This is a genomic window from Cupriavidus sp. YAF13 (assembly GCF_052113425.1).
In the GTDB taxonomy this organism is placed as follows: Bacteria; Pseudomonadota; Gammaproteobacteria; order Burkholderiales; family Burkholderiaceae; genus Cupriavidus.
This window is the reverse complement of record NZ_JBFRDD010000005.1, coordinates 68,975-85,534: the sequence shown is the minus strand read 5'-3', so window position 1 is coordinate 85,534 and position 16,560 is coordinate 68,975. Positions and strand designations below refer to the sequence as shown.

Sequence of the window (16,560 nt, the reverse complement as noted above, 5' to 3'; positions counted from 1 at the left end):
AGGGGCGGACCGGTATCGCAAGCCCCGGTTCGCGAGAGGATCGACAGGCTGGCAGTGCGAGATCGAGGTCTGGCCAATCCCGCAAACGAGGTATTGCGCCTTGCGCCCCCCTCGCTAAGCTCTGCCGAAGTGCGACAGAATCTTTGCTTGCGGTAACCTCAAGCCTGCCTTCCCATAAAACACACATGCGTTGCCGAAGTAAGCGGACAATTGGCAACGCCCCGATGTATACTGCTGAACTCGCCCATGACTAACGTCTCCTCGAATCCCGACGACTCGCTGCTGCCCGGCCCGATACTGATCGTCGAAGACGATCCGCTGACGCAGATGCGCTTGCGCGATTTGCTGATGTCGCTGGGCTACACGAGCGAAGCGTTGATGTTTGCTGGCAACATCGCCCAAGCCCAAGCACTTGTCGCCGAACAGCCCATCGCGATGGCGCTGGTCGACGTCGGCCTGCCGGACGGGAACGGGATCGACCTCATTCGCGTTCTCCACCAGCGTGATACGGCGTTGCCGATTCTGGTAATCTCCACCTGGAATACCGAACAGACAGTCGTGACGGCACTGCAAGCTGGCGCGACCGGCTATTTGCTCAAGGAGCGCGACGAGGTCGAGATCTCGCTGTCGATCCGCAGCGCGCTGCGCGGCGGGGCACCGATTGATCCGTTTGTTGCGAAACGCATTCTTGAACTGATCGGTACCGGGGGAACACTGCTCGCGAATCAAACGGCCAGGGCATCGCAACAAGGCGAGACATCACCTCTTAGCGCACGCGAGATCGAGATTCTCTCGCTGGTGTCCAAGGGGTTGACCAATCGCGAAATCGCCGACGTCCTGTCATTATCGAAGCTGACGGTCGGATGCCACATCAGAAATATCTACAAGAAGCTCGCCGTCAATTCACGCACGCAGGCAATCTTCGAAGCGCGCTCGTATGGCTGGCTGCCATAATTTGCACATGCGTGCTCACGCCCTCGTCGTCGGCCGCGGCAACTGCAACCCAGCCAGCTGAAGCGCTTTCGTTCGTCAGCGTCCAAGCTGTCCGCGCCTACCCGCTGGACGCACAACCCGCAATCCCAATCGAGCAGGATCACCCTCCTGCCGCCGGTTGGGTCGACGTCAAGCTTCCCGACGTCTGGTCGACGCGCTGGCCTGATTTTGATGGCGTCGTATGGTACCGGCTGAGCTGGCAACAGGCGCGCGTCGACACGCCTGTCGCAGTCTTGCTTGACTACCTCAATATGTCTGGTGCGATCTATCTGAACGGCACCCTTCTTGATAGCGATGCCCACCTCTCCGAGCCGCTGTCGCGCGCCTGGAACATGCCGCGCTATTTGCTGCTGCCGTCCGCGCTCCTGCATGAAGGCACCAACACGATGTTCGTGCGCGTGTCCGGGTTCGCTATCTACCAGTGCGGATTGGGAAGCGCGGCAATCGGGCCTCCCGCGCTCCTGCAAGCACGATCTAACGACGCTCGCTGGATCCGGATTGATTTGCAGTTGTTCAGCCTTGCTGTCACCGCCACGTTGGGATGTTTCTTCCTGTCGATGTGGCTGATGCGGCGTCGGGAAACCGTCTATAGCTGGTTTTCCCTTATGTCGCTTACGTGGTGGATTTTCGGCTGCAACCAGACCGCGACCAGCCCCTGGCCGTTCGCGAGCACGGACGGATGGGAAATCGCCAACGTCGTCGCATTCTCGGTGTACTGCACCTCTTACACCGTCTTCACCCTGCGTTTTTGTGCACGACGCTGGCCGCGCTTCGAGCGCGTTCTCTGGCTCATCGTCATCCTTTCCAGCGCGATACAACTATGCGTGCCACACCAGCGGATTCATGATGTACGAACAGTGCTGTATATCGGGCAGGCCATCCATTTCTTTGCGACCAGCCTGGTCTTCATTTTCTTCGCCTGGCGACAAGGGCGCACCGAGCACCGTATCCTCGCCTGTTGCACTGCGGTTTTCATGGTCGCCGGCGTTCACGATCTGCTGACATTTCTCACGATCATCGGCGGTTTTGTTTTCTACACCGCACTAACTTCCCAATTGCAGATGATCGGCATGGCACTCGTGCTCGGTCGGCATTTTGTCGCGAACCTGCGCCGAATCGAAGGCTTCAACGAGGACCTGACGCAAAGCGTTGAAGCGGCCAGGTCTGAACTCACACGTACATTGCAGCGTCAGCACGAACTGGAGATCGCCAACGCACGCCTTGGCGAACGCCTTAACCTTGCGCATGACCTGCATGACGGCCTGGGAGGCACACTGGTAAGCAATATCGTGGCGCTCGAACGCGCACCCCAGGATGTCCCACCGCAACGCTTCCTGTCCATCCTGAAGGAATTGCGTGACGATCTGCGCCTTATCATCGACTCGACCGCAAGCCAGCATTATGGCGAGACAACGTTGGCCGACCAGCTTGCACCGCTGCGGCACCGCCTGACGCGGCTGCTTGAAACACAAGGCATCGAATGTCACTGGTACCCTTCCGGCATTGAGGCCTGCGTTCTGCCATCCGCTAAGAGCATGGAGATCATGCGAATCGTGCAAGAGGCATTGACGAACGTGTTCAAGCACAGCCGCGCAAGCCAAGTCGAAATCGGCATGCGCTATGACGAGCAGGGCTTACGAGTCACCGTCCAAGACAATGGCGTGGGCTTCATTCCCCACGGCGATGGAGAAGACCATGGAACGGGCATGCGCAGTATGCGCGCGCGCGTCGGCAAGCTTGGGGGAATCTTCGACATCCAGTCGTCGCCAGGTGCAACGCTCCTCATGGTGCAACTTCCCCCGTTTGCCGAGCAGACGTAATGGCGAGAGACCGAAACTGGCTGTGGATTCAGTCAGATGCCAGCCGGGTCACGGCGACCGACTAAGCGTCATTTCCACCTAGTGTTCCAAGGCTGCGAACAGGCTTCCCCGCGCCCAGGAAGACGCCTTAGACTGGACGGCGGCATGTGTCGACGCGTCAACGTCCTTCCCAGGACCATTGAAGCTTTGCTGCGGCGCGGTCGCACGAGCAGCAATGCTTCAATTCGGAGCAAAGGGCCGCGTTTTGATTTGCACCCCCCCGGCTCGCCAGCCTTCTTGAGATTCCCGGGAAGTCGACCTCGTACCGCGGCGCGGCGCGCGCCTCGTCGCCCTTTATTCGACCGTGCATAAGGAATGGGCGGTATCCACAAGCGCGGAGTACGCCCCGGTTGGCGCCTCCTTTTCCGATGCATAGGCACCGCAGTCCCTCTTTCTCTCGTGCGGTAACGCGCGCCGCGGCGTGTTGACACCCCCGACGGCGCGCCGCCCGGTCTGCGTCGCACAGTAGTCCAGGGTCTGACGCAGCACCGTATCCACGCTGCGCAGCGAAATGCCATGGCGTGCAGCCACTTCCTCGCGGGTCAGTTCCTCCAGGCGCAGGCCCACCAGCACGCGCCGGTGACGGCCCGGAACGTTCTCCAGCGCACGATCGAGCGCCGCCAGATCCGAGCGCGCTTCCACGACGGCTTCCGGCCCCGGTCCATGGTCGGCAAGATGCTCGAACACGGTGTCTGCATCGGCCAGCGATGGCCAGATACGACGGTCACGCAACTGATCCGTCGCGAGGTTGCAAGCGACGCGATACACGTAAGCCTCGGCGCTACGTACCGCGTCAGGGAGTGTCGCGCTCCCCAGGCGCAGCCACGCCTCCTGCAGGCTGTCGCACGCCATGTCCGGGCAACCAATATGGCGCGTCAGGCGTCGGCGGAGCTGGTCATAGTTCGATACCAGGAAGTCGCGCAGGACGACCCCGGACTCACCAGCATGGGAAGCCGCACCGGCCGCGCCGCCAGTTGTCCCGGGAGCCTTGATGCAATGCGGAATGCTCGTATCCATGAGACGTCCATCTCCGTGTTCCACTACGAAGTCCTTAACCGCACAGGTGATTCCAGCGCCAACACTCCCGCCTCGACGCCGTCATGCCGAACGCTGTGAGGCGTTAGAGAAGGCGATGCCACGATAGACGCGGATGCCGCTGGCTTGGCTGCTACCGGATCTGTTTCAGATTGCGGCGCTCGTCGTCAGTCAGTCGTTCCAGCTGGGCAGGATTGAATCGCCCGCCCAGGCCGACGAACTGCACGGGACTCGCCGGATCGTATGGCGCGCTGGATTGGAGGCCGCCAGCAGGCGCCTTCTTGCTCTCGCCATCAGCGGGCGACGACGACTCCGTGCCGGCGTCGAGCATGCGCACCGTGAAGATCGAAGGCAAGTTCTGCCGCTGCGCCGCGCGATCACGCGTCATCGCATCCTGCGCAGCGGCGGCAGCTTGCGACGCCGTCGAACTGGCATTGGTCATCGCCCCCACCTTCACGGTGGCGACCACCGGCAGCCCCGTCGATTTCCCCTGAACCTGCACGTTGGCCGCGTTTACCACCTGCAGCGCCGCGAAGTTGACATTGCCCGAGACCCGGATGCCCGCCTCGCCGGCATCGATGGTGCCCAGCGGCGCCACCAGGTCCACGTCCCCGGGCGGCACCTCCGGAATCGGGCTCAGCGTGGCGATGCCCGCGCCCGAGGACGGCACGTTCGGCGACACCGTGACATTGCCCAGCCCGTCGTAGACCCGCTTGGGCGGGGTGTACAGCACGGTCGTCTTGGCACCCCGGCCGGCGTTGATGTCGCCTTCCGACGACCAGCCCTGGATGCTGCCGCCGAAGGTGGTCATGATGCGCGACAGGCCCAGCAGGATCGAACCCTTCGAGTACAGAGCGATATCGCCCGCCCCTTGCGTGATCAGGCCGGCGCCAGTCCCCGCCGGCACGCCCTCCACGCCGATGAGGGTCCTGCCGCCCGGGTTGAGCATCTGGATGTCGCCGCCGAAGTTGGTGCGGATGCCGGCGTCCGTCGTCACGGGTACCGCCTGGCCGTTCACCGTCCTGGAGCCCGTGATGCTGCTGAACATCGTGATGTCGCCCTGGTAGCCGATCGCCCTGCCCTGCGCGTCAGCGCTCGGGAACAGCATCGCAATCGCCTCGCGCCCGCGCAGGTAGCTGCCGTAGCGCGAACTCGCCGGGTCGTTGTACTCGCGTCCACCGAGCAGCAACTCCTGGAAGTAGACCTGCCGCGCGAAGACGCCCTGCTGCTCGCCGGGCAGCGCCAGGAAATACGCCAGCGCATCGGCCGCCGCGCCCTTGTAGCCGAAGCGCTGCCGCAGCCAGGCCAGCAGTTCTCCGTCGTAGGCATGCGCCACCTTGCCGCTGCCCGCCAGCGGCGTGCCGGCGTTCAACTGGTTCGCCGCATCGAAGTACAGTCTGGCGAAGCCCGTGTAGTCGGGGCCGTTCGCGCCGACACCGGCCAGCACCGTGATGCCGGCCCCGCCCGACTTGTTCGACGGGTTGACGACATCGCCCGCGCTCGTCAGCGCGCCGTCATAGCCCTGGTACAGATTGCGCCCTGCCTGCAGCTGGAGCAGGCCCGGCCCGGCGATCGTCACCGACTGGCGGAAGATGTCGCGGCCGGCCTGTATCAGCGTGATGTCGCCCGCATCCAGGTTCAGGTAGGCACTCGGCGTCGTGCCCGTGCCGACGATATCGCGCCCGGCGATGACCTGGAACGGCTTGGCGGCGGCGTACCAGGTCGTCGGGAACGGCTGGAAGGAGCCCGGGCCGAACCCTGGCGACGGATTCTGTACCTGCCCGAGCGTCAGGTCGACAATATCCTTGCCGGCATAGACGAGGGCCGGCTGATCGTCGGCCGCATGGAGATTTCCCAGCGGCGTGTCCGGCCCGAACGCGATCGGACTGCTGCGCGTAAAGCCCAGATAGGCCGACGTCGGACTGGCATTGTTCGTGCCGCCGCCACCGACCGCCGTTTCGAAGACCGGGCGCAATGGCGTCGCCAGCGTGCTCATGTCGGCGCCGGACATCGCCACCACCTGGCTCGACCCATAGATGGAGCCCGCCGCCAGCAGTTCGAGCTGGCCGCGCGGCGACGGCACCAGCTCGAGCACCGGATAAGCGAGGCCCGGCAACGGCTCGGCGAAACGGATATCGCCGTTGGCAGCCGCGACGATCAGCGTGCCCGGATAGAAACCGTTGCTGTTCTGCACGCTGTTGCCGAAGGACCCGCCCGGCAACGGCGCCACATCGCCACCGGCGGAATACAGCTGGATCGCCGACGCCGGCGTCCAGAGGGTGAATGCGGAGGTACCGCCATTCGGGACGAATGTCGTGCTCCCGTCCGCGTTGCGCAGCAGATAGGGAATGCCGGCCTGATCGACCGGGGTGCCCATGCCGGCATCGGCGGCACCCGCGATCACCAGGTCGCCGCGCGTGGCGATGTTGACGACACCGTCGCCTGGCGTCACCGTGGGACCGGGCGTCTTCGCCGAGCGCTTGAAGACGTTGGCTTCGACCGCGCGCGGATCGAACGACGTGAACAGGGTGCCGCCTTGCGCGACCGCGAGCGCGCCGATGGAGCCGGCATTCACGTTGATGTCGCCGCGCAGGTTCGTGATCGCGCCATAGTAGTCAGGCGCCTGAATGGAGGCCGGAAACACCGCATTGAGCCCGCCGCCGATCTTCAGCGTGAGATCGCCGCCGCCGGTCGCGACCACCGTGCCATCGGCCAGTACGCGCCCGGTCGAAGCCACCGCGAGGTCGAGCCCGGTCGGGCCACTGCCGGTCACGCCGGCATTGCGGCCGGCAATCACGGTCAGGTTGCCGCCGCCCAGGGTGCCGATCCCCTGGAAGCCGGTCATGGAGCTATCCACCTTCCAGCCGGAGGTCCGGGTCAAGGCGCCGAAATTGATCCACCATGCCGTGGGATCGGCGGACACGCCGCCGCCCTGGCGCCAGAGCCAGTTGCCGGTCAGGTCCGAATCGACATAGCGGGAATTGTTGTTGGCGATCTGCACGCTGCCCGTCACGTCCTGCTGGGCCATGAGAAGCAGGTCGCCGCCATGCTCCGGGTACCAGGCATGCAGGCCGCCGCCCCGCGTGGCGATGATGTCGTAGGGATTGCTGCCGTCCGCTGCCAGGATCGGCGCCGATTGCGTGCCGGCGGTGTAGACGCCGTACGGGGTCGCCTCGCTGAAGCTGCCACCGGCCAGCAATTCGAGATTGCCGGTGCCGGTGCGCAGCACGCTGAAGAAGGTGCCGTTCAAGGAGGCGTTGTAGCTCGGATCGCTGAGGGTGAGATTGCCGCCTCCATTGAGCGCGCGCACGGTCTGCAAGGCGCGTTGGTCCGCGCCGGCCAGGTCGGCACCGGCAACCAGGCGCAGCGACGCGGATGGCGCACCGGCCGCCAGCATCGCCGCCGCAGCCGACGCGGCGGCCGCGCCAGGAGCCCCCTTGCTGACCAGCGTCGTCGCGACACCCGGCAGACGGATCCCGGCCTCGAACAGCAGGCCGTCCGAGGCGGACAGCTTCGTGCCCGCGGGGATCGTGTCGCCGACGTAGTAGATGGTTCCATCCGACCCGATGAGGCCGCCGAGGTAGTTGTAGAAATCGTCATTCGGCACCGTCCAGCTCGTCATCAGGTAGACATCCTTCGACGCGACATAGCTGGCACCCGGCGTGCCCCAGTAGCCATCCTGGAGCGAGAACTCGGGACTGTTGGTGATGTCCAGGATGCCGTCATAGACCGCCGGCTTGCCCGCGACCGCCCGGAAGCCGTCGGAGATGCTTCCCTTGACCGCGAGGTTGCCGCCGGCCCGGATCACCAGGGCCAGCGGCTCGCCCGCGCCGTAACTGGCGGATGTGGTATCGCGGTCGGCGCCGGGACCATAGCGGTACCCGGCCAGGTCGATATCGCCGGATACCGTCAGGTTGCCCTGCGGGGTGGCGCTCACCACCTCCACGCCGGGGCGCAGGTGCAGGGCGCTGCCATAGGCGGACAGCCCCGCCATGCGGCTCTGCAGGCCGGCATTGGCGAGCGCGCCGGCCATGAAGGCCTGGCTGTCCCGATCGACGAGATCGAGCCAGCCCTGCGTGATGACCTGGCCGACGGGATCGCCCGGATCGGCCGGCGCGTTCGCATAGGTGGCAAATCCGTTGAGCTGGATGCTGCGCGCTCCGCGGATGGTGAGCGGTCCGGCTGCCGAGATGGCGACATCGTTGCCGGTCGCATTGGCCGGAGCCCCCACGCCGGTCGCACTCGCCGCGGTCGCGCCGACGCGCTGCGCATTCAATACGACGTCGCCATAGGCCACACTGCCCGGCGTGGACAGGTCGATGGTGGCGCCCGGCTGCAGCGTCAGGGTACCGCCGGCGGCGGTGAGCTCGACATGCCCGCGGTTCCTGGCCTCGATCGGCAGCCCGTAGCTATCTGCCTGCAGCACGGTGCCGCGCGCATCGAGCACGGCACCCGATGCCAGCGTCAGCCCGTTGGCGGCCGACAGGCGGATCGTGCCGGGGGCCACGCCCGATGCATCGATGGTGCCGGTCACGGTCAGCTGCCCGCCGTCCGTTGCGATCGACACCTTGTGCGCCTTCACACCGTCGCCAACCACGAGGTCGCCCTGCCTGGCGGTGAAGCTGCGGGCGTCGAAGAAGCCGCCCCGGGTCAGCGCGGCGTTCAACCCCGCGAAGTCGGCGAAGGTAGCCGCCCTGGCACTGAAGCCGCCGCTGGCCTGGCCATCGGTCGCGCCGCCATTCAGCGTTCCGTTCAGCGCGACCCGCCCGTTGCCCGCATCGATCGTGATCTCGCCGGCATTCGCATGGATCGCCGAGACGTCGATCACCGCGCCGGCTGCCTGCGCCACGCCGCCCTGCGCGCTGTTGAAACTGGCCGTGCCGCCGAAGCCATAGACCGTGGCCCGCTGGATGGTCGACGGCTGGCCGCTCAGGTCGATGCGGCTGCCGGCGTCCAGCGCGATGTCGTGGGTGGCGTTCACCACCAGCTTGCCGCTCGGCAGCAGGATGGTGCTGCCGATGGCGACGCTGTCGCCGCCCAGGTCGATCTGCGCGCCTGCGATGGTCGAGTTCGCCTGGCTCGGCGCCTGGCCTTGCGGCGCCAGCACGTTCAGCGCCCCGCCCGCCGTATAGGCCATGATCGACTTCTGCATGCCGGTCAGCAGCGGCGTTGCCAGCATCAGGTTGCCGCCCGTGCCGCTCTGGCCGAACACCGCGCCAGGGTCCGCGCTGGCCGCCTGGTAGACGAAGAGCGAACCGTTGCCGGCCGACACGATCTTCTCGCTGGCCCTCAAGTTGACGTTGCCGAAGCCATAGACCGTGCGGCCGGCCTTGCTATTGTCCAGCGACACGAACTGGCCGAGGTCGATCTCCCTGGCCACCAGGTCCAGCGTGCCCAGGCCCGTTCCCGGGCCATTGCCGACGATCGCCGGCGGCGTGGCACCGGCGATGCCGTTCCAAGTGATCTTGCCCGCCGCGATGGTGGCATGATCGCCGGCCCCGCCCCAGCCATAGATCGCGGGCGTGTTCAGCACCAGGTTGATGCCGGCGCCGGCGGCGTCCAGGCCGGCGCTGCCGAACAGGTTGATCGCGCTGGACGCGCCCAGCGCGATCGTCTGCAGTGCCGGCACGCCCTGCGGCAGATCGCCGCTGACCAGCCGATTGAACAGCGCCTGGTCGAACAGCAGCCCAGCCGGGGCACCCGCCGCGGCAATGTCGCCGCTGCTGCCGACGTTGATGGTGTTCATGGCCAGTGCAATATTGCGCGAACCAAAGCGGGCGCCTGAGTCCATGTTGACCCCGCCGTTGGTGGCAAACGCCAGCGTGCCCTCGGAGTACAGCTGCGACCCCGCGCCGATGGTGATGGCGCCGGTGCCCTGCGAGCCGAGGAAGTCCAGCTTGCCGTTGGACAACGCCAGCACCGAGGTACCGTAGCCGGTGGTGTAGCCCATGCCGGTGGAGGCCGAGTCGAACGGCGTCCCGCCCTGGCCGATGGTGCTCAAGGTCACGTTGTTGCCGACGCCGATGTTCCCGCCGACCAGCACCAGTTCGCCGGCCCGGAGCGTGACGCCGTCGCGGATGGCGAGGTCCTGCCCGCCCTGGAACATCAGCGTGCCGTTGATCACACCCACCGTGCCGTTGATCAGCAGTCGCGGGGACGCGATGGCATTCAGGTCCGCGGCGCGGACCGAGGTGCCGCCGAACCCCGGCGTGGCGGCGTCCGCGACGATCTCGCCCACGTTCGACAGGGCCACGGAGCCGTCGATCCCGCCCGCGTCGCCCCGCAGTCGCGCGGTCCCAGCGAAACTCAGCGCCGAGGTGCCCGGCGGCGTGCCGGGCTGCTCGAACTTGATCTGCAGGATCTTGCCGTCGCCCGGCAGCAGCGGGCGCAGGCCGCCGAACTGCGCCGCCCCCGCGGTGAAGAAGTCGGCGTAGCCTTGCTCGTTGTACTGCGCATAGCGGCGCACGGCCGTCCCCGGCGTGATCAGCGCCGTCAGCGGCAAGGCGCCGCGGAAACCGGTGTTGGCGGTGCCGGTCTGGACCGCGGTGGCATAGGTGCCGGTGCCGACCGCGGCAACGCCGCCGAGCGGCTTGCCGCCGCCCGCGCCGAGTTCCACCCGGTAGGCGCCGGGCAGCAGCGCGTAGTTGGAGGGCAGCAGCGTGTAGGTGCCCGCCGGCAGGCCGGGCACGCCCCCGCCCACGGTGATCTGCTGGCCGATGGCCGGGTCGCCGGCGCCGTTCTCCGGCGCCACCGGCGCGTAGCCGGAGGCATAGCCCGGCAGGATGGCGTAGACCTTGTCGCTCGCCTTGCTCAGCGGCGTGGCCGGGTTGGCGTTGACCAGCGGCGTGGTGAGGATGTTGACCGAGCCGCCGCGGCCCGAAACGAAGCCCGCGCCGGTCAGCGTGCCGCCGCCGGAGAGGTCCAGCGTCGCCCCGCCCTGTACGTTGACCGCCTGCGCGTCCAGCGTGATCCCGGCCCCGGACCGCAAGATGCTGTTGCCGGTGAAGCCGGTGAGGTCCAGGGGCCGCACGCTGGCGCCGCCGTAGGTGTAGGTCACGCCGTCGACGGTGCCGCCATAGGGAATGGTCAGGCCGGCCATCGAGACGGAGGTCAAGCTGCCGGGCAACAGGTCGACCCGCTGCGTCGCCGGGTAGTTGGTGCCCAGCGTGATGGCGCCGAAGGGGGCGCGCACGATGCCGCCCTGCTCGATGATGGGCGCCTGGAAGCTCAGGCTGCCGAACACGGACAGGGGAGCGTCCGGCACGTCTGGCGTGGTGCGCCCGATCGTCAGCTTCGCCACGTAGCCTGGATTGTTCTGCCCCGCGATGACGGTGGCCCTCGCATTGGTGGCTGGGTACACCTGGGCGGCCAGCAGGTCGACGTCCCAGGCGCTGGCAAGCGTCGTCCCCTGGTCGACGGTGGTGGGCAGGAAGCGGATGTCGCCCTGGCTGACCAGCCGGGTCGTGCGGAAACCCGGAGCCGGTGTATAGACCCAGTCGTAGATGGACGAATCGTAGCGCCGGGTCTCCGCCGAGAAAGCGAGCAGCCCTTGGATATCGATCTGCTTCGCATCGACCTCGAAGGTCGCGACGGTCGGTGCCCCCGTGCTGCGCGGGTTGTAGATCGTGCCAGTGCTGTTGCCGTCCGGCACGATGACCGGTACCCCGCTGAGCAGGACGTACGGCGCGGCAATACGCACGCTGCCCCTTGCCGGCGGCGTGGAGGCATCGGGAGACCCCGCCAGCACGGGCCCCGAGGTGAATGCCCCCGCCGTCAGCGACAAGCTCTTGCCGAGCGCCAGCGCGACGTCACCCGAGAACTGCATGTAGTCGCCGGACCGCAGCGCGAGCGCGTCGAAGCCGCCGGCCTTGACCGCGTCCGCGCTGACGGCGGCCCGGCCGAAGGCCAGCGCGGCGGCGTTCGTGCCCGCGGCGAGATCCGCGGGCAGCGACGGCGACGGCTGCGCCTGCACCACGGTCATGATGCTCGGCACCAGGACGTTGGCCGGCAGCGCTCCGCCCAGGTTGGAGAAATAGGGCGTGAGCAGCGCAATCGACAGGCTGCCGCCGCTGGCCCCGGCACCGCCGCTGGCGGCGTGCAGAGTGCCGTCCAGGTAGAGCCCGCTCAGCGAATCGAGCGAGATGGCACCACCATTGCTCGCCAGCGTGAGGGCGCCGCCCGCCGCGGCCCGCGCGTCCACCGTGCCCGCATCGACCACGACGCGGGCGCCGTTGGCGTCCAGCTCGGCGCCCGGGCGCACCACCACGAACGCGGTGCCGCCGCTGAGCTTGATGGTGCCGCCATCCATGACCGTGCCATAGCTGCGCCCCTGGGCGTCCACCGCCGCGTAGCCCTGGCCCGAGACATCGAGCTTGGCGCTCGGGCCGACCCACACCGACACGCCGCGGCCGACGCCGGCCACATCGAAATTGCGCAGGGTGTCGACGGAGCCGTCCGCTTCGTTGACCAGGCTGATGCTGCCGCCGTGCGCCGTCAGCGTACCCTCGATATCGATCTGCCCGGTGGCGTCGATCTTGATGCTCTGCCCAGGATCGACGGTGATGGAGGCGTCCTTCTGCATGATGATCGACCCGCCGCCCATCAGGAGGCCGTTCTGGCTGCGGGTCTGCGAGCGCAGCGTCAGGCTGGCGCCGCCGCGCTGCGTGAGCGTCGCGCTCTGCGGGTGCTCGGCATACAGCGGCGGCAGCCACAAGGACATCGCCGCGGAGGGATCGCTGCCCGAGGGCGCCACGAGACTGCCGGCGGTGATCCGGTACATGGGCATGGCCGGCGCGATGGCGGAACCCGCCACCAGCATGCCCAGCCCGGCATTGATGTCGTAGTTGGAGAAGCCCGCGCGGAAGAACGCGGGGCTGAGCGCCGGGGCCGGCGCCACCGACACCGTCTGCGGCAGGGCCGTGCCCGGTGGAATCACCGTGCCGGCCTGGTAGGTCATATCCTGCGCCTGCACCGAGCCGGCGGCATAGACGAGACGGTAAGGGTCGATCTGCAGGCCCTGCGGGAAAACGCTCGAGGGGATGACGGTCCCGGCCGGGATCGTGCCGGACCCGGACGCGCCGATGATCAATGTCCCGGCCGGCACCACCTGACCGGGGCCATAGTAGACGAGGTTGCCATCGGCGCCTCTGGCATACAAAGCGCTCATCCCGTTCGCGACGACCCAGTCCGCCGCGGTCGGTATGCCCGACCCGCCCGAGAGCGAGATGTCGATGGGAACGGGAACATCGAGCGGCAGCGTGTTGTGCGCCTCCGTCAGCGTGAAGGGCAAGGGCTGCCCGGCGGCAATGGTCAGCGGCCGCGTGAGCTGCATCCGCAACGGCGCCGCCGTGCCGGCGGCCAGCACGCCGCCGGCCAGCGAGGCGTTCTCGCCGACCAGCACATTGTTCGGCGAGGACAAGGTCAGCGTGCCGCCGCCGTTGACGCCGGCTGCGCGGATCACACCGTCCAGCACCATATTGCCGGTGACAGCGCTGACGCCGCCGGACACGTCGCCGGCAATCAGCGTGACGTTGCCGCCCTTGCCGCCCATGGTCTTGCCGCTGGCCAGGATGGCCGCGCCGGACGAGACGTCGATCACGCTGCCGCCGGCGATCGTCACGTCTTGCGAGCCGTCGATCGTGACGTTGCCGCCATTGACATAGGCTAGCCCGGCAAGCCTGGCCGGATCGATGCGCGCATTGGTCCACACGCCGCGCACGTCGATCGTCCTGCCGGCCTCGAGCGTCAGTTGCGATGCGCCATCGGCCGCCATCAGCGCGCCGGGATAGCGGTCACCTGCGCGCGTGAACAGGTTCGACACGTTCACCGTGCCGCCGCGCGCCGTGATGTTGGCATTGACGTCGACGTTGGGCGCCACCAGGCTCAGCCAGCCGCCGTCGGCCAGCACCAGCGGCTGGCTCACCACGATGCGGCCTCCGCTGGCCAGATCCAGCGCGCCGAGCTGGAAGCCGTTCAACATGCCCGCGTCCAGCCACACCGTGTTCTGCCGCTGTGGGTCCAGCGCGTCCGCCGCCCCCATGCCCGGCGTCACGCCCGCCTCCGTGCCGATCTTCACCTCGCTGGTGAACACCCCCGTGCGCCCCGGCCCCGTGTACTGCCCCAGCGCCAGCCCGCCCGCCTGCGCCACCGCGTACTGCCCCTGCTTGTAGCCGTCGGCGAGACCGGCCGCGCGCGCCTGCGTCTGCTGCGCGCCGTTGAACACCTTGGCCACCACCTCGCCTTCGAGCACCGCCGTCGGTGCGCTCACCTGCAGGCGGCCCGCGTCGCGGCCCACCGTGTAGCCGTTCTGCAGCACCTGCTGCGGCGCGATCAGCGGGCTCGCAAACAACTGCGTCGCCGTCTTGCCCCAGCGCGGGTGCTCGTCGTTGAAGCCCGTGTAGAGCCCCGTGTACAACACCCCCGCCTGCGCGTTATCGGCGTTGTGGAGCGTCCCGTCCGCCCCCTTGAACCACGTCTGCCTCAGGTACCCCGTCTGCACGTCCAGGCTGCCGCCCGACAGGTTGATCGACGAGCCCGCCTGCGTCACCACCTCCTTGCCGCCCAGCGTCACCGTGCCGCCCTGCGCCGCCCACTCGCCGATCCGGTGTCCCTGGTTGCCCAGGTAGCCGCCCACCTCCAGCAGCCCGCCCCCCGTGTACCAGCGCTCGGTCGCGTAGCCGCCCACGCCCGCCGGCACGTACACCAGCCGGCGCCGGTCGATCCACACATTCGCATTGAGCAGGTTCCCGCTGTCGCGGTTGCCCGGCGCGTCGCGCTGCTCGTTGCCCTGCACATTGATCTTGACGTTGTTCGTGTCCATCGCCAGCGCCACGCCCACCGCCCCCGACACATCCAACTGCGCCCGGTTGGCCACGAAGCTGCGCCCCATCGCGCTCACTGCGATCTGCCCGCCCGTGGCCAGCGTCAGCGAGTCGCCCTGGAACAGCACGTCGCCCCCGCTGACGATCTCCACCCGCGACTGGTCGCGCCGGTCTGACAGCCTCGACAGGTTGTCGAACAGCCCCAACGCCGCTCCCCCGCGCAGCAGGTCCTGCGCCGCCGAGTCCTGGATCAGCGCGTCACGCTGGCTGTCCAGCGCCGTGGTCTTGCCGTCGTCGTTGATCAGCACTGCAGTCACCGCGCCCGGTCCCAGCGTCACCCGCCCTCGCGTGTCCGCCGCCGAGTTCAGCAGGTGCACCGTGCCGCGCGTGTTGACTGTGGTCGTCGCCACCGCCACCCCGAGCTGCTGCACGTCGCGCCCGGCCATCGTCACGTCGCCCTCCGTGGCCAGGATCAGCCCGCTGTTGGCCACCTTGCCCGCGCTGCCCGCACTACTACCGCTCGCCACGAACTGCGGCGAGATCTCGTTGCCGCGCGTGGTCGACGTGGTGTTGCCGTCGGTACCCACCCCGCGCCGGATCACGAAGCTGTCGCCCGCGGCCAGCGCCGCCTGCCCGCGCGGCGTGGCGATCGTGCCCGCGTTGCTAACCTCTCCGCCCAGCAGCAGCACATAGCCCCCGCCCTGCGTCACCGTGGCCGGCGTGCGCGTGGCGATCCGCGCGCCGGCCTGCACCTCCACCTTGCCCAGCGCATCGGTGAAGCTCGGCGCCGTGCCGTTGAACCCGTAGATGCCGTTGCTGCTGAACTGGCCGTCGCTGATCCTGGCTGCCGCCGCCACCAGGTTGCGCGTATCCACCTGGCTGGTGCCGCTGAAGATCACCCCGTTGCGGTTGACGATCATCACCGTGCCGTCGCCCCGGATCCGCCCCTGGATCTGGCTCGGCCGCGCCTGCGGGTCGTTGACGCGGTTCAACACCGCCCAGTCCGCCTGCTGCTTGAAATCCACCGTGGTGTTGCGCCCGACGTTGAAGGTCTCCCAGTTCAGCACCGCGCGGTCCGCGGTCTGCTGGATGGCCACCGTCGTCTTGCCGTCGGCCACCGTCTGCGCCGGCGCGTTGGCGCTGACCCAGCCCTGCGTGAGGCTGTTGGTGTCGATCTTCAGGCCGCCCTCGGCCAGCCCGTCCGGCACCGTGGCGTTCGCCGCCGCGGCGGCCGCACGCGCGCTGGCCTGCGCCGCCTGCATCGCCGCGATGCCCTGTGCGGCCGTGCCCAGGTTGGCCAGCGAGCGCTGTAGCTCGGTGTTGGCCTGTTGCTGCTGCGCCGAGGGGTTGGTCAGCGCCGACACCGGCATGCCGTTGGGCAGGCGCCCGGTCTGCTGCGCCGCGCTCTGCGCCGCGCCCTTGGCCGCAAACCATGCATTGCTGAACGCCTGCTGCGCCTGCGCCGTACCCCAGACCCCGYCAGTGGCAAGCAGCATGGCAACGGCCCGGGTCAGCGGCGCCATGCGCAATGGCCGTGCCGCCGGTGCCAGGTGTCGTGATTTCGCTATTGCGCACTTGCGCCCGCGTGTGCTCATCTGAAGTCCTGCCCAATAGTTGAGTCGATTCCGCTACGGCAGCCCGCCCGGTGCCGGGCTGCCACGTCCTTCGCGTTTTGTCTGGTTCCGCTTCGCAGTAAGCGGCAACAGCAACTCGCTGAGACAAGACGAATGGCTACCGCCAGATCCCTCAACTATTTTTTTGACTTTGCACTTTCTCGCCGGGCTACAGCGGCGAACCTCGTGAGGCGGTGGGCATTCCACACCCGATGCATTTTGCGCGGTGGAAAGGCCAGC

The 16,560-nt window shown here is 67.8% G+C and carries 4 protein-coding genes; 2 read left to right on the top strand and 2 right to left on the bottom strand.

Annotated features, from left to right (window positions below; genetic code table 11):
* The first annotated feature begins 246 nt into the window (after positions 1 to 246).
* Positions 247 to 954, top strand: coding sequence for a response regulator transcription factor (locus AB4061_RS06315; RefSeq protein WP_441631964.1), 708 nt, complete (start codon positions 247 to 249; stop codon positions 952 to 954).
* An 11-nt stretch (positions 955 to 965) separates the two neighbouring features.
* Entirely contained in the window at positions 966 to 2,813 is a 1,848-nt protein-coding gene (locus AB4061_RS06310) for a sensor histidine kinase (RefSeq protein ID WP_441631962.1), read from the top strand.
* Between the two features lie 333 nt (positions 2,814 to 3,146).
* Here AB4061_RS06310 and AB4061_RS06305 read toward each other — a convergent pair whose 3' ends face one another.
* Both AB4061_RS06305 and AB4061_RS06300 read right to left on the bottom strand, forming a co-directional pair.
* Complete coding sequence (locus tag AB4061_RS06305; protein WP_441631960.1) at positions 3,147 to 3,869, bottom strand: RNA polymerase sigma factor; 723 nt, start codon at positions 3,867 to 3,869, stop codon at positions 3,147 to 3,149.
* A 151-nt stretch (positions 3,870 to 4,020) separates the two neighbouring features.
* Positions 4,021 to 16,230, bottom strand: coding sequence for a filamentous haemagglutinin family protein (locus AB4061_RS06300; RefSeq protein WP_441631958.1), 12,210 nt, complete (start codon positions 16,228 to 16,230; stop codon positions 4,021 to 4,023).
* Between the last annotated feature and the right edge of the window lie 330 nt (positions 16,231 to 16,560).

Coding starts and splice junctions, on each gene's coding strand:
- AB4061_RS06315 (WP_441631964.1), top strand. CDS start 247: ATGACTAACGTCTCCTCGAATCCCGACGACTCGCTGCTGCCCGGCCCG.
- AB4061_RS06305 (WP_441631960.1), bottom strand. CDS start 3,869: ATGGATACGAGCATTCCGCATTGCATCAAGGCTCCCGGGACAACTGGC.